2 protein-coding genes, 4 pseudogenes and 5 CRISPR repeat arrays (1 of these 11 cut by a window edge) are annotated in these 22,903 nt (G+C 68.5%); of the genes and pseudogenes, 4 read left to right on the top strand and 2 right to left on the bottom strand.

All coding sequences use genetic code 11. The features are described 5' to 3' along the window. Positions 1-7,806: a CRISPR direct-repeat array (repeat unit 29 nt; unit sequence GTGCTCCCCGCGGACGCGGGGATGAGCCC); it reaches 2,908 nt to the left of the window's first position. Between the two features lie 120 nt (positions 7,807-7,926). Further along, a CRISPR array of direct repeats spans positions 7,927-12,960; the repeat unit is 29 nt; unit sequence GTGCTCCCCGCGGACGCGGGGATGAGCCC. 20 nt (positions 12,961-12,980) lie between these two features. After that, a pseudogene (locus WDS16_RS17905) lies at positions 12,981-13,908 on the bottom strand (IS5 family transposase). Between the two features lie 71 nt (positions 13,909-13,979). After that, positions 13,980-16,085: a CRISPR direct-repeat array (repeat unit 29 nt; unit sequence GTGCTCCCCGCGGACGCGGGGATGAGCCC). Positions 16,086-16,177: 92 nt separating this feature from the next. Beyond that, positions 16,178-16,878: direct repeats of the CRISPR family, unit length 29 nt; unit sequence GTGCTCCCCGCGGACGCGGGGATGAGCCC. A 254-nt stretch (positions 16,879-17,132) separates the two neighbouring features. On the opposite strand from WDS16_RS17905, the pseudogene istA reads away from it, so the two are divergent. Next, positions 17,133-18,679, top strand: a pseudogene (gene istA / locus WDS16_RS17900) (IS21 family transposase). Beyond that, positions 18,676-19,416: pseudogene (locus WDS16_RS17895) on the top strand (ATP-binding protein); the annotation flags it as partial. The pseudogenes istA and WDS16_RS17895, both read left to right, overlap by 4 nt. A 72-nt stretch (positions 19,417-19,488) precedes the next feature. Then, positions 19,489-19,821: direct repeats of the CRISPR family, unit length 27 nt; unit sequence GTGCTCCCCGCGGACGCGGGGATGAGC. 321 nt (positions 19,822-20,142) lie between these two features. Here the strand turns inward: WDS16_RS17895 and WDS16_RS17890 are convergent. Then, positions 20,143-20,838 (bottom strand): FadR/GntR family transcriptional regulator, encoded by a 696-nt coding sequence (locus WDS16_RS17890; RefSeq protein ID WP_338886543.1) that lies wholly within the window; start codon positions 20,836-20,838, stop codon positions 20,143-20,145. Positions 20,839-20,971: 133 nt separating this feature from the next. On the opposite strand from WDS16_RS17890, the gene aspA reads away from it, so the two are divergent. Both aspA and WDS16_RS17880 read left to right on the top strand, forming a co-directional pair. Continuing rightward, entirely contained in the window at positions 20,972-22,411 is a 1,440-nt protein-coding gene (gene aspA / locus WDS16_RS17885) for an aspartate ammonia-lyase (protein ID WP_338886542.1), read from the top strand. A gap of 139 nt (positions 22,412-22,550) precedes the next feature. Beyond that, positions 22,551-22,901 (top strand): annotated as a pseudogene (locus tag WDS16_RS17880) (L-asparagine permease); the annotation flags it as partial. Positions 22,902-22,903: the final 2 nt, after the last annotated feature.

The raw sequence follows: 22,903 nt of genomic DNA, 5'->3' as shown, positions 1-22,903 counted from the left end.
CGACGACGACACCGCCCTCCACTGGTGCTCCCCGCGGACGCGGGGATGAGCCCAGTGATACTGCGCGCTCACTGGTCCTCCTCAGGTGCTCCCCGCGGACGCGGGGATGAGCCCAGGTGGGGAGCTTTGGCGGTGGCGGAGGGATTGTGCTCCCCGCGGACGCGGGGATGAGCCCCTCGGAAAGTCGTCGACGGTTCCGAGCCCTGAGTGCTCCCCGCGGACGCGGGGATGAGCCCGACCCGGAAGAGTTGACCAACCAAGCCGAGTTGTGCTCCCCGCGGACGCGGGGATGAGCCCGTCGCTCGCCGCATCAATGGTGCGACGACGTTGTGCTCCCCGCGGACGCGGGGATGAGCCCAACAGTCGGCAACGGCTGGTCACAGCTCGGCAGTGCTCCCCGCGGACGCGGGGATGAGCCCAAGCCCGAGGTTGCAGCCGCACAGGCGTATTTGTGCTCCCCGCGGACGCGGGGATGAGCCCTCGTGCGCGGTGTGCAGGATCGACACACCCGGGTGCTCCCCGCGGACGCGGGGATGAGCCCGCGTTGGCTACCTCATACGGTTCCGCATACGCGTGCTCCCCGCGGACGCGGGGATGAGCCCTTCGAGGGATGGGAGCAGCTCGGCGACGGCAAGTGCTCCCCGCGGACGCGGGGATGAGCCCAAGGGGTGACACACATCTGTGCCGATGGGGATGTGCTCCCCGCGGACGCGGGGATGAGCCCCCTGACTCCCAGGCCGCCGCAACCACGTCGGAGTGCTCCCCGCGGACGCGGGGATGAGCCCGAGAGCACCTGAGTGGAGGTGTAGTGATGCTTGTGCTCCCCGCGGACGCGGGGATGAGCCCGGGCGGGTGATCGCCCGCGGCGCTTCACCGGTAGTGCTCCCCGCGGACGCGGGGATGAGCCCCCATTCGTGGAATTGACAGCTGATGCGGAGAGGTGCTCCCCGCGGACGCGGGGATGAGCCCTGGACCTCCTCACGCGAGAGCCGCCAGCCGGGGTGCTCCCCGCGGACGCGGGGATGAGCCCGGGTGCTCGATCCGGAGGAAACGTTCGAGGAGGTGCTCCCCGCGGACGCGGGGATGAGCCCCTGAACATCGTCGACGGTGCTCCGCATTTCGCGTGCTCCCCGCGGACGCGGGGATGAGCCCCACTGGTTGCCGTTGGCATCGGGAGTGGGGCCGTGCTCCCCGCGGACGCGGGGATGAGCCCATCTTGGTCGGCGGCCGATCTCCGTCGTACGTGTGCTCCCCGCGGACGCGGGGATGAGCCCGGCTCCGCTGCGGGGATGACTTTGCGGTAGTAGTGCTCCCCGCGGACGCGGGGATGAGCCCGGAGCGCTCGCTGTGACTTGTCCACAAGGCCGGTGCTCCCCGCGGACGCGGGGATGAGCCCCGGCCGCGGATGTTCCTCCGGATCGTTCTCCGGTGCTCCCCGCGGACGCGGGGATGAGCCCGGTCACGAGCCACCCATCGTCGGGGTGTGCGTGTGCTCCCCGCGGACGCGGGGATGAGCCCGCGCCCGCGCGCGCCTCGTCGAACGCGGGGCAGTGCTCCCCGCGGACGCGGGGATGAGCCCAGCCGTCAATCTGGCAACGGCCCGACAGTCCAGTGCTCCCCGCGGACGCGGGGATGAGCCCACGTGCGGTGGGTCGGTCTTCATGGCAGCCGCGTGCTCCCCGCGGACGCGGGGATGAGCCCTTCGGGACGGTGTAGCCCTCGACGACGGCGACGTGCTCCCCGCGGACGCGGGGATGAGCCCTCACCCTCGGTGACGGCTACACCACCGAGGACGTGCTCCCCGCGGACGCGGGGATGAGCCCGGCGCCGGAGGCAGAGGCATCTGGTGACGAAAGTGCTCCCCGCGGACGCGGGGATGAGCCCTGTCTGTCCGGTTGTCGGCGCAGGATCAGTTGGTGCTCCCCGCGGACGCGGGGATGAGCCCGCACGGTACCAGAGCTGCGGACTCTCGCCGAGGTGCTCCCCGCGGACGCGGGGATGAGCCCGTCCTGCACGGCGTCCTGTGCCGCCTCCGCTGGTGTGCTCCCCGCGGACGCGGGGATGAGCCCCGCGGGCGTACGCACTTCTTCGCGACAAGGGAGTGCTCCCCGCGGACGCGGGGATGAGCCCATGAGCGCTGCAGAAAGAATGTCAGCGAAGAAGTGCTCCCCGCGGACGCGGGGATGAGCCCTGAGGCATGAGTTTGCTCAGATCGACGGTGCCGTGCTCCCCGCGGACGCGGGGATGAGCCCGGCTGGTTCGTGCGAACGGGTCGAAGGCTGCGGTGCTCCCCGCGGACGCGGGGATGAGCCCGATCCGCTGCAACCGACACGCCCACCCCCTCTGTGCTCCCCGCGGACGCGGGGATGAGCCCGGCGCCGCGACGACAGCCAACACGGCAACCACGTGCTCCCCGCGGACGCGGGGATGAGCCCTGCAGGACGCGCGGGTCGGACCAATCCAGGAGGTGCTCCCCGCGGACGCGGGGATGAGCCCGGCCGACACTTCCTGCAGGCGACGGCAGCGAAGTGCTCCCCGCGGACGCGGGGATGAGCCCTGTCCTGACAATCAGGGCCGAGCGGCGGGGTGGTGCTCCCCGCGGACGCGGGGATGAGCCCAGTCGGATGATTTCGTCGACGGCTTTGCGTTCGTGCTCCCCGCGGACGCGGGGATGAGCCCGCTTCTTTGCCGGTTTCGCCTTCCGCCCACCGGTGCTCCCCGCGGACGCGGGGATGAGCCCCGTGCGAGCTCGCCGAGCTGTTCGGCCGTCGCGTGCTCCCCGCGGACGCGGGGATGAGCCCGCAGTCTGCACTGCCGACGCCGCCGCATTGAAGTGCTCCCCGCGGACGCGGGGATGAGCCCTGGCCTGATGGCCTCGGTGCCGCGAAGACAGAGTGCTCCCCGCGGACGCGGGGATGAGCCCAACGCGACGAGTTCGTCCTTGTTCTCCAGCAAGTGCTCCCCGCGGACGCGGGGATGAGCCCAGGTTGTTGACCCAGTCCAGCGCACGCTGGAGGTGCTCCCCGCGGACGCGGGGATGAGCCCGACGGCAAATCCCCGCCGATGATCCGCTGGCTGTGCTCCCCGCGGACGCGGGGATGAGCCGCAACGACTCCTCGACGATGGCCTGGTTGCCACCGTGCTCCCCGCGGACGCGGGGATGAGCCGGCGATGTCGTCGAGCTTCACCCGGGATCGAGTGTGCTCCCCGCGGACGCGGGGATGAGCCCGCACACTCACCCGAGTCGAACCGCGGCGTCGCGTGCTCCCCGCGGACGCGGGGATGAGCCCCCGGCCCCCTCTTCGCTTCCGCCGCCGTCGACGGTGCTCCCCGCGGACGCGGGGATGAGCCCAGCCTGGCCTGCGGGAGCTGCCTGCGTGAAAGGTGCTCCCCGCGGACGCGGGGATGAGCCCTCGAAGGCATTCAGGCGTGGCAGGACTCGCTCGTGCTCCCCGCGGACGCGGGGATGAGCCCACAAAGGGAGAATGAAATGTACGCCACCACCGGTGCTCCCCGCGGACGCGGGGATGAGCCCGAGAACACGATGACCGGTCCCTGGCCGAACGGGTGCTCCCCGCGGACGCGGGGATGAGCCCCTTGAACGTCACATCTGACGCGAAATCAGTGAGTGCTCCCCGCGGACGCGGGGATGAGCCCACGCCTCGGCCGAAGAGGAATTCGGGAGTGACGTGCTCCCCGCGGACGCGGGGATGAGCCCGATCGCGTTATTCCACAGCCACATGGCTGCATGTGCTCCCCGCGGACGCGGGGATGAGCCCCCGCGGTAGAACGGATCCATAGCCGTCATGTGGTGCTCCCCGCGGACGCGGGGATGAGCCCATCGCGGCGTTGACGTCGAGATTGCCGGCGACGTGCTCCCCGCGGACGCGGGGATGAGCCGCGGTGGTCGCAACAGTCGAACCCGCCCCCACTTGTGCTCCCCGCGGACGCGGGGATGAGCCCTTCAACGCCGAGACGGACTACGAGGAGGCGTAGTGCTCCCCGCGGACGCGGGGATGAGCCCTCGCCGTCGGCTGGATTCGAGCCGCCTTCGACGTGCTCCCCGCGGACGCGGGGATGAGCCCTGCTCGTGCCCGTAGTGCCGATCGGAGCCCGCGTGCTCCCCGCGGACGCGGGGATGAGCCCGTGTGTGCGCGATCATTGCGATCCCTTTGGTGGTGCTCCCCGCGGACGCGGGGATGAGCCCCGAGAGAGGTCAGGACGGATGGTGATCTTGGCGTGCTCCCCGCGGACGCGGGGATGAGCCCTGGCCGGCCCACTTGGACTGCAGGTTCTTGACGTGCTCCCCGCGGACGCGGGGATGAGCCCGACGTACTCGACGCCATCCTTGCTCCTGTTCGGTGCTCCCCGCGGACGCGGGGATGAGCCCAACGACGACGCTCGTCGACTGATCGAGGGCGTGTGCTCCCCGCGGACGCGGGGATGAGCCCGAATCACACCCTCGATCACAACGACAACCTGAGTGCTCCCCGCGGACGCGGGGATGAGCCCATAACCGAGCAGCACAAGATGCTCTATCAGGAGTGCTCCCCGCGGACGCGGGGATGAGCCCACCTCACGGGTATCGGCATTGAATCCGACCACGTGCTCCCCGCGGACGCGGGGATGAGCCCCCGAACTGCTCGAGCACGACGTTCGCGATCTCGTGCTCCCCGCGGACGCGGGGATGAGCCCCGAGTGCGGTCGACGTCGGTGCCGGCCGCGAAGTGCTCCCCGCGGACGCGGGGATGAGCCCGTGCGAGGCACCGAGTCGGACACGATCGAATAGTGCTCCCCGCGGACGCGGGGATGAGCCCAGTGGACCGCTGCGCTTGATGAGCACACCCTCGTGCTCCCCGCGGACGCGGGGATGAGCCCGGCGGTCGTCCCCGCTGGTCTGTGACGGACTGGTGCTCCCCGCGGACGCGGGGATGAGCCCTGGCTCTTCGGCCTGCGCGAGAGCATCATCTCGTGCTCCCCGCGGACGCGGGGATGAGCCCGTGGTGTCGTCGCGCAGGTGCAGCATGGCTACGTGCTCCCCGCGGACGCGGGGATGAGCCCGGTCATAAGACCACGTTGCAGTTGTCCGACGAGTGCTCCCCGCGGACGCGGGGATGAGCCCGCCACCGCGAGGAAGTCGGATGTTCAGCACCTGTGCTCCCCGCGGACGCGGGGATGAGCCCCGAGCGCTTCGTGCGCGAGGGCGCGCAGGTAGGTGCTCCCCGCGGACGCGGGGATGAGCCCATCTCGCGCCAGTTGTCCTTGAGGTAGCCCTCGTGCTCCCCGCGGACGCGGGGATGAGCCCACCGAGCCCTCGAAGTCTCGTTGCCCTTGTCGGTGCTCCCCGCGGACGCGGGGATGAGCCCGCCAGACCCCAGAGCGCGTTCATGCCGCAGTTGTGCTCCCCGCGGACGCGGGGATGAGCCCATGGGCGGTGGACTACACCCGAGGGAATCCCGGTGCTCCCCGCGGACGCGGGGATGAGCCCATCGTCGGTGACATTGCGTGGGTGTTCAATCAGTGCTCCCCGCGGACGCGGGGATGAGCCCACCGCGTGCAGGACCGCAGCGGTGATCCAACCGTGCTCCCCGCGGACGCGGGGATGAGCCCGTGTTTTCCTCCATGCGCCAACCGATGTCGGTGTGCTCCCCGCGGACGCGGGGATGAGCCCACCGGGCTCGAATACCTGGTGAAGAACAAAGGGTGCTCCCCGCGGACGCGGGGATGAGCCCATAACGCGAGTTATCGCTTTCCTCGCCACTTGGTGCTCCCCGCGGACGCGGGGATGAGCCCGAGATTCCGCTGAGAGTGAAGTTCGAGACCGAGTGCTCCCCGCGGACGCGGGGATGAGCCCCCGCCCCGAATCCCGAGCCATAGCGAACGCGAGTGCTCCCCGCGGACGCGGGGATGAGCCCGGGTGGCATCGAACTTCTCGGCGCCGTGGCGGGTGCTCCCCGCGGACGCGGGGATGAGCCCATCACCGGGCCTGGTGTGTGGGCGAGCTACGCGTGCTCCCCGCGGACGCGGGGATGAGCCCGGTCGTCGCCAGCTTCGGCAACGTCACCGCAAGTGCTCCCCGCGGACGCGGGGATGAGCCCGTATCGCGCGCCCGGCGATCGTGACCCACGACGTGCTCCCCGCGGACGCGGGGATGAGCCCACCAGCCGAGGCCTTGCCATCGAACCCCAGAGGTGCTCCCCGCGGACGCGGGGATGAGCCCACCCGCACCGGGTACCGCTCCGACATCGAAGTGTGCTCCCCGCGGACGCGGGGATGAGCCCGGGCAGATCGTGACTGTGATCCCTGCTGGCGCGTGCTCCCCGCGGACGCGGGGATGAGCCCAGCCCGGACATCTCCGTGATCGACGGCCACCGGTGCTCCCCGCGGACGCGGGGATGAGCCCCGCGACGGTAAGACTCAAGCCGAGGAGATCGCGTGCTCCCCGCGGACGCGGGGATGAGCCCTCGTCCACGGATCCAGCCATGGCGCTGGAGTCGTGCTCCCCGCGGACGCGGGGATGAGCCCCAACCCGGTCAACGGCGCGGTGGAGCCACTCGGTGCTCCCCGCGGACGCGGGGATGAGCCCGTGGAACCATCGGCGGGTAGTCGGATACTCGTGTGCTCCCCGCGGACGCGGGGATGAGCCCGGTGATGCCATGTCGAAACGGGCGGCGCCGCCGTGCTCCCCGCGGACGCGGGGATGAGCCCAGATGGCCAGCGGGAAGTGGTCGAACCGCGACGTGCTCCCCGCGGACGCGGGGATGAGCCCCGCAACTTCAAGCTGGCGGGTACGTTCACGCCGTGCTCCCCGCGGACGCGGGGATGAGCCCGAGGCCGTGACCGTGTGGTTCTTCACGGTGCTGTGCTCCCCGCGGACGCGGGGATGAGCCCGACGGGATCCCACACGTCCACGATGCGGCCCAGTGCTCCCCGCGGACGCGGGGATGAGCCCATCTGCACGCGGAGCGGGAACGCAGAGCTGCGGTGCTCCCCGCGGACGCGGGGATGAGCCCGGGTCGGACAGTCCCCGCGAAGTGAGCTGGGTGTGCTCCCCGCGGACGCGGGGATGAGCACCAGGTTCTCGCCGTAGCGTGGGACTCCGTCGTGTGCTCCCCGCGGACGCGGGGATGAGCCCGGCATGGACGTGTGGTGTGGCGACCACTGGGCGTGCTCCCCGCGGACGCGGGGATGAGCCCGCCTGGAACTCGTCACCACGGAAGTCGCGGATGTGCTCCCCGCGGACGCGGGGATGAGCCCAGCTCTCGTGTTGCTGCGCTGATCCGGCCGGTGTGCTCCCCGCGGACGCGGGGATGAGCCCGGGGCCGACGCGAAAGACGTACTCACCCCAGTGTGCTCCCCGCGGACGCGGGGATGAGCCCAGGCACAGACGATCTTGGAGAACAGCGGACCCGTGCTCCCCGCGGACGCGGGGATGAGCCCGCCGAACGAACCTACACCGATCCACACGTCACGTGCTCCCCGCGGACGCGGGGATGAGCCCACGAAGCTGGTGGCAGTAGCCGACCCGCCGTAGTGCTCCCCGCGGACGCGGGGATGAGCCCAAGGGCATCGAGTATCTGATCAAGAACAAGGGGTGCTCCCCGCGGACGCGGGGATGAGCCCAGCCGGGCACGAGCCTGCATCTGGGGACAGCAGTGCTCCCCGCGGACGCGGGGATGAGCCCCCCTGACCGACGTAGCTTCCTCGGCCCTCGGAGTGCTCCCCGCGGACGCGGGGATGAGCCCGTCGGGCGGACAGGTACAGCTCACTGCTGGTTGTGCTCCCCGCGGACGCGGGGATGAGCCCGGTGGTGATGCCGGTACCCCTGAAATGAAAGCGTGCTCCCCGTGTCCGTGGCCATGAAAAAGTACCCACGCGGACGCGGGGATGAGCCCACCACCGGCTGTTGCTGTCCCGTAGCCGCCAAGTGCTCCCCGCGGACGCGGGGATGAGCCCAACAGCGATAAAGGCGGTAGCATAAATGAGTGGTGCTCCCCGCGGACGCGGGGATGAGCCCCTTGAACCCGTTGTGATCGCCGAACTTTCGGAGTGCTCCCCGCGGACGCGGGGATGAGCCCGGGCGAGTACCGTCGTCATCGATTTCGATGACGTGCTCCCCGCGGACGCGGGGATGAGCCCACAGCAAGACGTTGTTCCTGAAAACCGAGCAGGTGCTCCCCGCGGACGCGGGGATGAGCCCTGGAACCGACTGGTGTTCCGAATCCGACGCAGGTGCTCCCCGCGGACGCGGGGATGAGCCCGATCAGTAGATAAACGCGAGTGCCTTGGACAAGTGCTCCCCGCGGACGCGGGGATGAGCCCGCCAACAACAGTTCAGCCGGCCTCTCGGTTGGGTGCTCCCCGCGGACGCGGGGATGAGCCCGGAAACAAATCGGCGTTCGCGTCGATCACAGAGTGCTCCCCGCGGACGCGGGGATGAGCCCAGATTGCGCAATTAGCCATCAACGCAGGCTTTGTGCTCCCCGCGGACGCGGGGATGAGCCCGGAACTATCGCGGAAGGTGTGGCGACGACTCTGTGCTCCCCGCGGACGCGGGGATGAGCCCATCAAGGATGGTCAGAACGTCGGTGACGGTGTGTGCTCCCCGCGGACGCGGGGATGAGCCCTCCGCACGGAACCGCTTCTCGACTTCCCGCGCGTGCTCCCCGCGGACGCGGGGATGAGCCCTCCGAGTTCGCGTCGAGCCAATCGATGGCCGCGTGCTCCCCGCGGACGCGGGGATGAGCCCTCCGCCAGGAGCCGTTCGAGCACAGTGGCATTGTGCTCCCCGCGGACGCGGGGATGAGCCCAAGTGGCTGGACGCGGCAGGCCAGAGTCCGTTGTGCTCCCCGCGGACGCGGGGATGAGCCACGCAAGACCGTGACCCGTGGACGAAGATGCCTAGTGCTCCCCGCGGACGCGGGGATGAGCCCTGCATGGAGCTAATGTTCATTCACGTGGCGAAGTGCTCCCCGCGGACGCGGGGATGAGCCCACACCCCGCAAGATGACGGTGACGGTCGATACGTGCTCCCCGCGGACGCGGGGATGAGCCCTCGCTGGCCTCCGCCAGGGCCGCGGCGGCAGCGTGCTCCCCGCGGACGCGGGGATGAGCCCGTCGGGCGGACAGGTACAGCTCACTGCTGGTTGTGCTCCCCGCGGACGCGGGGATGAGCCCGCAGGCAGCGATGTTGGCTTTGACGGCCGAGCGTGCTCCCCGCGGACGCGGGGATGAGCCCTCGGGCCATCCGAGGCGCTCGATCGCGCAGCGGTGCTCCCCGCGGACGCGGGGATGAGCCCGCTACCGTGGCCAAAGGTGTCGCGGCCAGCATGTGCTCCCCGCGGACGCGGGGATGAGCCCGTGGCGCCGAGAGAGGTGGACTCCGCGATCGAGTGCTCCCCGCGGACGCGGGGATGAGCCCGTGGCCGGGTAGATGATCCCGTTGATGACGAAGTGCTCCCCGCGGACGCGGGGATGAGCCCTCAGCCGCCACACGAGCCGCGTCGTACAGGTCGTGCTCCCCGCGGACGCGGGGATGAGCCCGAGGCTGATCGGGATGGCCACGATAACTACCGGTGCTCCCCGCGGACGCGGGGATGAGCCCAACGGATGCACCCACCTATTACGAGCCGCGACGTGCTCCCCGCGGACGCGGGGATGAGCCCAGGATGGTGCGAATGTCGACGTCCCGGTAGTCGTGCTCCCCGCGGACGCGGGGATGAGCCCCTGACGCCGTCATCGGACCCGTCAACGACGACGTGCTCCCCGCGGACGCGGGGATGAGCCCTCGTCTCCAAGCTGCTTCCAGCCGCTGTTGCCGTGCTCCCCGCGGACGCGGGGATGAGCCCACCATCCAGTCAATCGCCGACGCGCTCGAAGTGTGCTCCCCGCGGACGCGGGGATGAGCCCTGCTGCACGCTCGTAGATCCCATTCTCAACAACGTGCTCCCCGCGGACGCGGGGATGAGCCCAGACCGGCATCGATCATCTGTCGTGTCGATCGGTGCTCCCCGCGGACGCGGGGATGAGCCCGACTCGCGCCCATGCTGTCGGCGTTCAAGAACGTGCTCCCCGCGGACGCGGGGATGAGCCCCTCAATCCGGTTCGCCGAATAGGTGAACGGACGTGCTCCCCGCGGACGCGGGGATGAGCCCGCCAGAGGGGATGGGCTGGCACCTGTCGTGGAGTGCTCCCCGCGGACGCGGGGATGAGCCCCGGACTCCTTCAGTCGTTCCAGCCCCCTCCGTGTGCTCCCCGCGGACGCGGGGATGAGCCCAGGTAGCACGTGGCAACGCCGGTCGAGGTGAGGTGCTCCCCGCGGACGCGGGGATGAGCCCGCCAGTCGACAAACGGGCCGCGGCACTCGAGCGTGCTCCCCGCGGACGCGGGGATGAGCCCACTGTAGCCCTAGCGGCGCACCGCATCGCACTGTGCTCCCCGCGGACGCGGGGATGAGCCCACGCAGGCCGCTGTCGAAGGTTGGCTCGACACGTGCTCCCCGCGGACGCGGGGATGAGCCCACCTACATCACGGCGACTCTCGTGCCGTAGCTGTGCTCCCCGCGGACGCGGGGATGAGCCCACGCTCGTCTGGAACGGCCGAGGCTGGACGGAGTGCTCCCCGCGGACGCGGGGATGAGCCCTTCAACTTCCGTGGCATCGATGCTGTCGTGAAGTGCTCCCCGCGGACGCGGGGATGAGCCCTTGGGCACCGATTTCGTCGTGGTCGCGGAACGGTGCTCCCCGCGGACGCGGGGATGAGCCCCGACGTCGACGAGGACGGAATCGAGATCGTCCGTGCTCCCCGCGGACGCGGGGATGAGCCCTCCCGAAGCCGGATGACGGGCGTACCTGGGACGTGCTCCCCGCGGACGCGGGGATGAGCCCGGTATCGAGCGGACCGCGTACGACTTCGGCGCGTGCTCCCCGCGGACGCGGGGATGAGCCCTCGGCTGGGACTGGAAGGTTGAGCAGTTCGAGGTGCTCCCCGCGGACGCGGGGATGAGCCCCACACGCGCCAGACGCGCCGAAGGGCGGATACGTGCTCCCCGCGGACGCGGGGATGAGCCCAAGGCGCGCGCATCGTGGAGCTCGAGCCCAAGGTGCTCCCCGCGGACGCGGGGATGAGCCCCGGGAACCGGAACGCCTGGCTACCCATATCCCGTGCTCCCCGCGGACGCGGGGATGAGCCTCGAGAGCCGCAGCGGTGTCCTCGAGCGTGAGCGTGCTCCCCGCGGACGCGGGGATGAGCCCACATCCTCCGAACTACCCTCCTACCGGTTAAAGTGCTCCCCGCGGACGCGGGGATGAGCCCAGGCCACCGGTGAGAAGGTCGCCGATGTCCTTGTGCTCCCCGCGGACGCGGGGATGAGCCCGAGTGGCAGAAGATGCGCGGCGTCTCGTTCATGTGCTCCCCGCGGACGCGGGGATGAGCCCAGCGGTCGTGCTCGCAGCGCTACTGTCACGCCGTGCTCCCCGCGGACGCGGGGATGAGCCCGCCTCGCCCTTCACGCCCTGCGCTGCAGCGAGGTGCTCCCCGCGGACGCGGGGATGAGCCCGACTCGCGCCCATGCTGTCGGCGTTCAAGAACGTGCTCCCCGCGGACGCGGGGATGAGCCCATGGTCATGATCTTGACGATGAAGACTGCAGGGTGCTCCCCGCGGACGCGGGGATGAGCCCGCACCCGCACCGGACACCGACGCATCAACCACGTGCTCCCCGCGGACGCGGGGATGAGCCCGAGTCGGTTGGGAAGCTAAGGCCGCGAAGCCGGTGCTCCCCGCGGACGCGGGGATGAGCCCACCGGCTGGGGCGACGTCTCCGAGATGGCGACGTGCTCCCCGCGGACGCGGGGATGAGCCCCCAATCGGGCTCATCATCGCTCTATTGGCCGGGTGCTCCCCGCGGACGCGGGGATGAGCCCGGATCCTTGGCCGTCCGCGTGTCCTCGCCGTAGTGCTCCCCGCGGACGCGGGGATGAGCCCCTGTTGCACGGGCTGTTGTGCGACGGGCTGCGGTGCTCCCCGCGGACGCGGGGATGAGCCCCGAACCGAAGGACGACATTGTGACGACCAAAGGTGCTCCCCGCGGACGCGGGGATGAGCCCTCGACGACATCGACCGCGTCCTCGATGCCAGCGTGCTCCCCGCGGACGCGGGGATGAGCCCTACTGGGGGACAGGGCCAGATTCGGTGATCCGGTGCTCCCCGCGGACGCGGGGATGAGCCCGGATGCCCCGAATGCCCGTGCACCCATTGGATGTGCTCCCCGCGGACGCGGGGATGAGCCCACCTGGCGGAGTTCGTGTTCGATCTTCACCAAGTGCTCCCCGCGGACGCGGGGATGAGCCCTCGCCGCCGCGCACGAAACCTTCGGCACGCCGGTGCTCCCCGCGGACGCGGGGATGAGCCCCAGATCATCGCGCAGGTCGACGCATCGAACGCGTGCTCCCCGCGGACGCGGGGATGAGCCCTCGTTGACGTTGGACTTGGTGAACCCGGCGTTGTGCTCCCCGCGGACGCGGGGATGAGCCCGGTCGAGTCTGTCGATGCTGCGATGCGCAGCGGTGCTCCCCGCGGACGCGGGGATGAGCCCCGGCCGGACGACCCCAATTTGCCGCAGAAAATGTGCTCCCCGCGGACGCGGGGATGAGCCCATCAACCGCATCACCTTCCCGAACATCATCGTGTGCTCCCCGCGGACGCGGGGATGAGCCCTACGCCGTGCAGGGCCTGGCCGCCGACATGATGTGCTCCCCGCGGACGCGGGGATGAGCCCGACGTCGTTGCCGAGCGTTACCGCGCAGAAGAGTGCTCCCCGCGGACGCGGGGATGAGCCCAGCGGCTTCGCGGGGATCTTGCCGAGGTAGGCGTGCTCCCCGCGGACGCGGGGATGAGCCCGTCAGTATCGAGCACAAAGTCGAGTCGCCCGGGTGCTCCCCGCGGACGCGGGGATGAGCCCTGCGGACTAGAGCGTGTCTCTTAAATTGGGTCCGTTTTCGTTTTCATCGCCGGGCGGTGGTTGTGGTTGCGGGAGTGCAGAACTGCCGCGCACAGGACAACGCCCCCGAGGAATGTCATGGCGTACTTGTCATATCGAGTGGCCACACCACGCCACTGTTTGAGCCGCCCGAAGCCACGCTCGACGGTGTTGCGGTGCTTGTACATCGTCGGATCGAAACCCGGTGGACGACCACCGGCGGACCCCTTGTCGGCCCGTCGCTGCTTCTGGTCGCTGCGCTCGGGAATGGTGTGTTTGATCTTGCGGCGACGCAGTTCGGTGCGGGTACTGGGATGGGTGTACGCCTTGTCGGCGAGCAATCGGTAGTCCTGGTCCCCACCGGCAGCTCGGTGGGCATCGAGCAACGGCACCAACTGTGGATTGTCCCCGGCTTGCCCACCGGTCAGCAGCATCGTCACCGGCGAGCACGTCAGGTCGGTCAGTGCATGGATCTTCGTGGTGAATCCTCCGCGAGATCGACCCAACGCGTGGTCAGCGGGTTCGTCGACGGATTTCTTGTAATTCGACAAGGCCCCCTGTGAGAGTGTCGGCTCGCGCACCGGCCGCATGCTGATGCGCCCGGACGCTGGTCGAGTCGATCGAGAGCACCGCCCCGATATCGCCGTCGAGTTCTTCCGGGTCGAGACCGAACACCTCGGCCACCGCGGCAAGCATCTCGTCGTAGGTGCCATCGAAGGACCATCGGTGGTGGCGTTTCCACACCGTCTGCCACGGACCGAAGTCCTCCGGCAGATCTCGCCACGGACACCCGGTACGGAATCGGTATGCGATGCCCTCCAGAATTCGCCGGTGCTCGGCGAACCGCCGCCCACGTTTTCCCACGTCGGTGGGTATCACTGGCTCGACGATCTCCCAGAACTCGTCACTGATCACTCCCACGCGCGTCATCGAAATATCATCGCTGACAGCACCTCTCAAATTTGGGAGACACGCTCTAGCCGCGCTGACCGGGCCGTCACCGTGCTCCCCGCGGACGCGGGGATGAGCCCGCCGGGCTCGGTCAAGCGAAGATCGCAGACAAGTGCTCCCCGCGGACGCGGGGATGAGCCCAGGTGCAGCGGCATTACGTGCCCGCCCTCGAAGTGCTCCCCGCGGACGCGGGGATGAGCCCGCGCCGAAGCGTGTCGGCCGCCCGCGCAAGCAGTGCTCCCCGCGGACGCGGGGATGAGCCCACCTGTTACAACACCTCGCGTTATGCGCCCGTGTGCTCCCCGCGGACGCGGGGATGAGCCCCGGTGCGATCTTCCGACGTCCGGGTGGCACACGTGCTCCCCGCGGACGCGGGGATGAGCCCTTGCCTAGAAATACCAAGAGAGCAGACAGTAGGTGCTCCCCGCGGACGCGGGGATGAGCCCACCCGCCGGGTCTCGAAAGTGTCGAGCCTGCAGTGCTCCCCGCGGACGCGGGGATGAGCCCGACGCTGTCGATGCGCCCGCGGAGCTGCGCACGTGCTCCCCGCGGACGCGGGGATGAGCCCGACCCGGCCTCGACGACTATCGAGCAGGAGCCGTGCTCCCCGCGGACGCGGGGATGAGCCCGCATGAAACCCGCACTTACTCAACAAGATGACGTGCTCCCCGCGGACGCGGGGATGAGCCCACACACCAGGGCGCCTCTGGTACGGCGTGAACGTGCTCCCCGCGGACGCGGGGATGAGCCCATAACAACTGACGGCATGGACAGGTCGCCTTTGTGCTCCCCGCGGACGCGGGGATGAGCCCAGCTGGGCGCGAGCCTGCATCTGGGGACAGCAGTGCTCCCCGCGGACGCGGGGATGAGCCCGACGAGGTAACGAAGTGATCGGATCAGACGCAGTGCTCCCCGCGGACGCGGGGATGAGCCCACACGGACCCTGTCGAAGCTGCAGTACGTCGCGTGCTCCCCGCGGACGCGGGGATGAGCCCAGCCCGCCGCCGAGGTGATCCGAGAGCACACGGTGCTCCCCGCGGACGCGGGGATGAGCCCCACCGTGCGTGTTCTGGCACGCGAGATTGACGGTGCTCCCCGCGGACGCGGGGATGAGCCGTGATGTGTCGGTCGGAGATCGTGTGTCCGTCTAGTGCTCCCCGCGGACGCGGGGATGAGCCCCGCGGCAGGAGGCGCTGATGGTCGTCCAGCTCGTGCTCCCCGCGGACGCGGGGATGAGCCCCGACAGCGCATGTCTACATCGACGAGGACGCCGTGCTCCCCGCGGACGCGGGGATGAGCCCTGACCGGACGGGATCGGTTGGGTGCTGTGTACGTGCTCCCCGCGGACGCGGGGATGAGCCCTGTACAAATCTTGGAAGTCTTTCCACACAGCTGTGCTCCCCGCGGACGCGGGGATGAGCCCACGGTGATGTGCCGGTGTTTCGGGAGCAACCAGTGCTCCCCGCGGACGCGGGGATGAGCCCACAGGAAGATCCGTGTCCATGGTGGGGACAAAGTGCTCCCCGCGGACGCGGGGATGAGCCCAAGAATGAAGAGCCGCTCGCAGTGATGAGGGGGTGCTCCCCGCGGACGCGGGGATGAGCCCTGATGGATAGTTGGGGCAACGGTGAGTACGACGGTGCTCCCCGCGGACGCGGGGATGAGCCCGGCGCCCGGATCTCCAACTTCCTACTCCACACGTGCTTCCCGCGGACGCGGGGATGAGCCCACGATCCACATGCACAAACCCGGCATCATCGAGTGCTCCCCGCGGACGCGGGGATGAGCCCTGGATGAGTCGTCCCTCTACCGGAGATACATAGTGCTCCCCGCGGACGCGGGGATGAGCCCAGTTCAGCGCGGGCACCGGGGTAAGCGATCGCGTGCTCCCCGCGGACGCGGGGATGAGCCCACCATCGAACGCTGGGGCAGGGCTGGTGGCTGGTGCTCCCCGCGGACGCGGGGATGAGCCCCCGATCTGGGGGCAGCTCGAGGATTCGCAGGCGTGCTCCCCGCGGACGCGGGGATGAGCCCTCTCCGAGCTGCTCGGCGTAGGCGCCCGCGGTGTGCTCCCCGCGGACGCGCGGATGAGCCCGTCGACGGCCTTCGAGTCCTCGGTGAGGCCGAGTGCTCCCCGCGGACGCGGGGATGAGCCCTGGGTCTGCGCACAGATGCATGCCTACGGCTTGTACTCCCGCGGACAGCGGGGATGAGCCCGGAGAGGGACACCAGATAGACGTGTACGACGTGTGCTCCCCGCGGACGTGGGGATGAGCCCAACCCCACGCACGCGTTCTTCATGAGCCTCTGGTGCTCCCCGCGGACGCGGGGATGAGCCCTGCCCCTGCAATTCGAGACGCGTGGACGACAGGTGCTCCCCGCGGACGCGGGGATGAGCCCTGCACATACGCGGCGATCAACGGCCACAGTCCGTGCTCCCCGCGGACGCGGGGATGAGCCCGCGTGAGTGGAAACGCCGCGCAGCAACATCGAGTGCTCCCCGCGGACGCGGGGATGAGCCCTGCATGAATACGAGAATGTTGATCGGGGTCGCGTGCTCCCCGCGGACGCGGGGATGAGCCCCACGGTCGCAGGCTCCCAAGACATGGTTTGACGTGCTCCCCGCGGACGCGGGGATGAGCCCACACGAGCGAGCCGAGCCACATACTGCCGCAAGTGCTCCCCACGGACGCGGGGATGAGCCCGCGCTCGTGCGGTCGAGCTCATCACCGAGGGTGTGCTCCCCGCGGACGCGGGGATGAGCAACAACTCAATGAAGCGCACGGTGCGGCTATCGTGTGCTCCCCGCGGACGCGGGGATGAGCCCAGCACACCCGGCCGTGCCGTACAGCACATGGAGTGCTCCCCGCGGACGCGGGGATGAGCCCGCTTCTGTACCGGTCAGCATCAGCCGTTGAACGTGCTCCCCGCGGACGCGGGGATGAGCCCGTCCTCGACCTGTTCGTCGAAGATTCCCAGCGGTGCTTGTCAGCGGACATGAAAAACTGCCCACGGGCGGACATGAAAGTGCCCACTGACGGCCAATAAGAACTGCCCACCCGCGGACACGAAAGTGCCCACTGGCGGTCATGAATCTGCCCAGACCACCACCCATGCTCGGCGCGTCAGCGCCGAAGGGGCCTCTCCTGCGGTTTCGATACCGATGCCTAGTCCGTATCGAACCCACCGCAGGAGAGACCACTGTGAAGTCTGACGGAGAACTCATGGACATACTCAATGCGTACGACCTGACCGGCTCGTTCCGCGCGGCCGCCGACCTCTGCGGCTGCTCCCACCACACTGTGAAGAAGGCCGTCGAGGACCGCGACGCCGGCCTCCCGCCAGCAAGACGGCGCGCGAAGATCATCGACGACTGGCTCGAACTCCTCGAAGAGTGGGTCTCGAAATCCAAGGGGAAGATCCGCGGCGACAAAGCCCACGAACGCCTGACCGCCATGGGCCACACCGGCACCGACCGCACCACCCGCCGCGCACTTGCCGATGTCAAACATCAATGGCGGCTTGGCAATACAAGGGTGCATCGGCCCTGGATCACCGAACCAGGACTGTGGCTGCAATACGATTTCGGAGACGGCCCGATCGTCGATGGCCGCAAGATCGTCCTCCTCGTCGCCTGGCTCGCGTGGTGCCGCTACCGCATCGTCGTCCCACTGCGCGACCGGACCGCAGGCAGTGTCTTCGCCGGCCTGGACCGAGTGTTCCGCATCCTTGGCGGCGCCCCGACCTACCTGCTCACCGACAACGAAAAGACGGTGACCATCGTCCACGTCGCGGGCGTCCCGGTCCGCAACCGACAAGTAGTGACGTTCGGGCGCTATTGCGGCATCACGGTGCTGACCTGCCAACCAGCGGACCCCGCATCGAAAGGAGGGGTGGAAAACGCCGTCAAACTCGCCAAAGCCGACATCGTCCCCACCGAGACCAACCTGCTCCCGCAGTACGCCACCTTCGCCGACGTCGACACCGCCTGCACTGCGTTCATGACCGAAGTCAACGCCCGGGTGCACCGCACCACCCGCCGCGTCCCGAACGAGATGCTCGCCGAGGAACGCCCCCGACTGCACGCCGTCCCCGACCTCCCGCACACCGCGGCCCTCGGTGTCACCCGCAGAGTGCCGGACAATACCCCGATGGTCACCTTCGATCACTGCCAATCTCGATTCCCTCAACGCTATTGGGTCAGAGTGTGTGGGTGCGGTTGCACGACGGCACAGACGAGGTCATCATCTGCGCACTCGACGACGGCGGTCCGATCGAAGTCGCCCGACATCGCCGCACCACCCCGGGAACCCCCGCTCTCGACGACGCACACTTCCCCGGCCACCACGCGAGGATTCCCGGGGACTACAGCGTCCGCGCACGCACTGCCTCCGAACAAGCACTCCTCGCGATCGGCGAAGGCGCCGCGACATGGCTCAAAGAAGCAGCCGCAGTCGGCACCGAACGGATCTTTCAGAAGATGTCTCACGCTGTCGACGTTGCGCGTCTCGGTGGCCGCGCCGATGTCGATTGGGCGCTCGGGCACGCCGCCGTGCACGGCCGCTTCGCCACCGGCGACCTCGACTCCATCCTCGCGAGCAAAGGAATGGACCTCACACGCCGCGGAGCCTCGGAAACGACCTCCCTTGCACAGGGCACCGGAGGGTGGGATCTCCTCGGCAACAACAACATCGCAGACAAAACCACGCGGCGACACAGCGCCGACGAGGCGAACGGGAGCCCGACATGAACACCGCCACAGCAGAACTACCCGCCGACGTCGAAGCGCTGATGCGCCCACTCCGCCTCCCACACGCCCGCTCCATCGCCGCCGAAGTCCTCGCCACCGCCTGAGCCCAACGCTGGGACCCTGCCGAGGTCGTCAAAGCCCTGCTGACCGAAGAATCAGCCGGCCGAGCCCGATCGATGCTCACCTCACGCCGCAAAGCCGCAGGCTTCCCCACCGGGAAAACGTTCGACGTGTGGGACGAGAACGCATCGTCGATCCCGTTGCCCACCCAACAGGCCCTGCGGACCCTCGAATGGGTCGGGCGGCGGGAGAACCTCGTTGTCTGCGGACCCGCCGGAACAGGAAAGACGTTCTTCCTCGAAGCGTTGGGACAGAACGTGATCCAGGCGGGGATGCCCGTCGCGTGGTTCACCCTCGAGCAGATCGGTGTCCTCGTTCGCGCGCACCGCTCCGATGACTCCCTCGGCAAAGCGATCGCCAAGATCGTCCGAGCTAAGCTCGTGGTGATCGATGACGTCGGGCTGTTGCCGGTGGGGACCGACGCCGCCGAAGGGCTCTACCGGATCGTCGAAGCAGCCTACGAACGCAAGTCCGTGGCGATCTCCTCGAACCTGCATCCCAGTGGATTCGACGAACTGATGCCGAAGACTCTCGCCACTGCAACGGTCGACCGGTTGCTCCACCACGCGCACCTGTGCCAGACCAGCGGAGATTCCGTTCGCCTCGCCCAAGCACTGCACGCACACCTCGGCACGACCGGTTTCAAGGGTGGAGCCCGCATGTGGCCCGACGCCCCGATCACCAACTACGTGCTCCCCGCGGACGCGGGGATGAGCCCCGTGGCGAGCGGCCCGATCATCGACGACTGCCGGTGCTCCCCGCGAACGCGGGGATGAGCCCAAACCGAAGAAATCGGCTTCCATGCCAACATCGTGCATCCCCGCGGACGCGGGGATGAGCCCACGATGATCGCTACAGCGGCGAACAACCTCGCGTGCTCCCCGTGGACGCGGGGATGAGCCCTCTCCGTACACCTCACAACCTGCGTAAGTAGCGTGCTCCCCGCGGACGCGGGGATGAGCCCACTCAGCCACCCACTCTGTACCGGCGCGCAAGTGCTCCCCGCGGACGCGGGGATGAGCTCTCGCCGAAGGCTGGTATGACAGCACGCGCGACGTGCTCCCCGCGGAAGCGGGGTGCGCCCTAACTTGCGGGGTCGAATACCTAACCGAACGCGTTCTCCTCGAACCGCGCTGGCTGCCATCGGCTGCGGATGCCGATCCCAGCCGCTCACGGCGAACTGGTCGTGTCTGATCCCGTACACATACAACCACCCACAATCAGTACAAGCGTCATTGACGTCGCGGTTTGAATACGAGGCGCAAGGCCGAAGCGAGATCGAAGTTAAGCGCCGAAACCGGAGGAAATACGTACACAACCTCGAACTCGGCGATCCGGAGCAGCTAGCGCCGCAGCGACTCCACCGCCCCACGGACGGCGTCGAGGTGGGCGGCCATGGCCTGGGCAGCTTCGTCGTAGTTGCCCGACCGGATGCCCGCGACGATGGTGTCGTGCTCGATGTTGGACTTCTGCTGGCGTCGGGCGACGAGGTTGAGAGTTTCCGACTGTCGGGTCAGCGCACCACGAATGTCGACGATGATTGCTTCGAACACCCGATTCTTGCTGGCCCGTGCGATCGCGGTGTGGAACTGGCCGTCCAGCAGGACCCAGGAGTGGTGGTCATCCTCGTTGCGCATTTCGTCGGTGAGCCCTTCGAGCACCAGGAGGTCCTCGTCGGTGCGTCGTTCGGCAGCCCACCCGGCCGACGGTATCTCGACGTGGGGCCGTGCTTCCATGAGTTCGCGAGCCGCGTAGTTTCCGATGTCGAGATCGCCGGTGACTCGGTCTCGGACGACGAATGTTCCACGGCCGGTTTTGGTTTCGGTCAGCCCGAGTGCTGTACACGACCGTAGTGCTTCCCGGATCACCGATCGCGAGACTCCATGCCGGGTGGCAAGAGCGGACTCGGCCGGAAGTTTGTCTCCGATGGCCACCTGCCCCGACACGATCGCGTCGCGTATGTCCGCGAACACTGCTTCCGCTGCGCTCATTCTCATCGCGGTCGGCTGACTGACCGCCCAGCTGTCCGACAGGCTCATGCCTGAATCGTCCTCTTCCCGTATCGAGGCAGTCAAGCCAGCGGTTGACGGCTGACGTGTCCTAGTTCACACTCTAACCTGTCAGACAGCCGGACAGCCGGACGGCACCCGTCGAGTATTCAGGGAGCAAGCAGTGGACGCTATACGTGTCGAGAAGGACCTTCTCGGCGAGCGCGAGATACCCGCAGACGCGTACTGGGGTATCCACACCCTGCGTGCGCTGGAGAACTTCCCGATCACCGGGCGACCCATCTCGACCAATGCTCACCTGATCCGCGGCCTCGCCGCCGTGAAGTGGGCAGCCGCATCGGCCAACGAGGAACTGGGCATTCTCGACGCCACCCGCAGCGAAGCCATTCGTCAGGCCTGCCGAGACATCCTCGACGGCCGGCTGCACGAGGAGTTCGTCGTCGATGTCATCCAGGGCGGTGCAGGCACATCGACCAACATGAATGCCAACGAGGTGATCGCGAACCGTGCACTCGAGATCCTCGGATACGGTCACGGCGAGTACAGCCACCTGCATCCCAACGAGCACGTCAATGCCAGCCAGTCCACGAACGACGTCTACCCGACAGCTGTCAACATCGCGACGATCTACGCAGTGCATGAACTCATCGAATCGATGAAATTCCTGCGCGACGCCTTCCGTCGCAAGGCGACCGAGTTCGCCACCGTCGTCAAGATGGGGCGCACGCAGTTGCAGGACGCGGTGCCGATGACGCTCGGGCAGGAGTTCGGGACCTACGCGATCATGATCGACGAGGACTGCTCTCGGCTCGAGGAAGCCGCGCTGCTGGTGCACGAGATCAACCTCGGCGCAACCGCTATCGGAACTGGCCTCAACGCGCCGGTCGGATACACGACGTCTGCAGTCGCGCATCTGTGCGCCATCACCGGCCTGCCGCTGGTGACCGCAACGGATCTGATCGAAGCGACACAGGACGTCGGTCAGTTCGTACACCTGTCCGGTGTTCTCAAGCGCGTCGCGGTGAAGTTGTCCAAGATCTGCAACGACCTGCGACTGCTGTCCTCGGGCCCGCGCGCCGGCTTGAACGAGATCAATCTCCCGCCGATGCAGGCAGGTTCGTCGATCATGCCCGGCAAGGTGAATCCGGTCATCCCGGAGGTACTCAACCAGGTGGCCTACGAGGTCATCGGGCACGATGTCACCATCACCATGGCAGCCGAAGCAGGACAGTTGCAGCTCAACGCATTCGAGCCGATCATCGTCAAATCCCTGTCCGACGGCATGGCGCACCTGAGTGCCGCATGCCGTACCGTCGCCAGTCGCTGCGTCGACGGCATCACTGCCAACGTCGACCTGCTCCGTGCGCGGGTCGAGAACTCCATCGGTCTGATCACCGCACTGAGCCCGTATCTCGGGTACGCCGAGTCCACGGCAATCGCGCAGGAAGCCCTGCTCACCGGCCGCAACGTCGTCGATCTCGTACTCGAGAAGAACTTGATCGCTCGCGAGGAACTCGACCGTCTGCTCAGCCCCGAGCATCTCGCCAATCTGCGCGTCGCACCCATCGAACACGCCGACGCCCCCGACACCTCGACAAGGTAGGCATGCATGACCATCGACAGTAAAGTCGCAGTCAGGACCGAGGATCTCGGGTTTCGGAAGACACTGAAGCCCAGACAGATTCAGATGATCGCGATCGGCGGTGCGATCGGCACCGGCCTGTTCATGGGAGCCGGTGGCAGGCGTCGGACTCAATGCCGCTGTGCCCGCTCAGGCCTTCGAGATCGTCTTGAACCTTGCAGCTCTCGGTATCATCAGCGCATGGGCCGTGATCATCCTCTGTCAACTGAAGCTGTGGTCGCTCTCGCGCACAGGGCAGATCGAGCGGCCGAAGTTCCGAATGCTCGGTGCGCCCTACACCGGCATCGCAACGCTCGGATTCCTGCTGGCAGTGCTCGTTCTGATGGCATTCGACAAGCCGGTCGGCACCTGGACCATCGCCTCGATCCTGATCATCGCGCCTCTTCTGGTGAGTGGTTGGTTCCTGTGCCGCAATCGCATTCGTGCGCTGGCCGAAGAACGAGAGGTATGACA

Origin of the sequence: Rhodococcus sovatensis (assembly GCF_037327425.1) — a bacterium.
In the GTDB taxonomy this organism is placed as follows: domain Bacteria; phylum Actinomycetota; class Actinomycetes; order Mycobacteriales; family Mycobacteriaceae; genus Rhodococcoides; species Rhodococcoides sovatense.
This window is presented reverse-complemented; position numbering and strand designations above follow the sequence as displayed.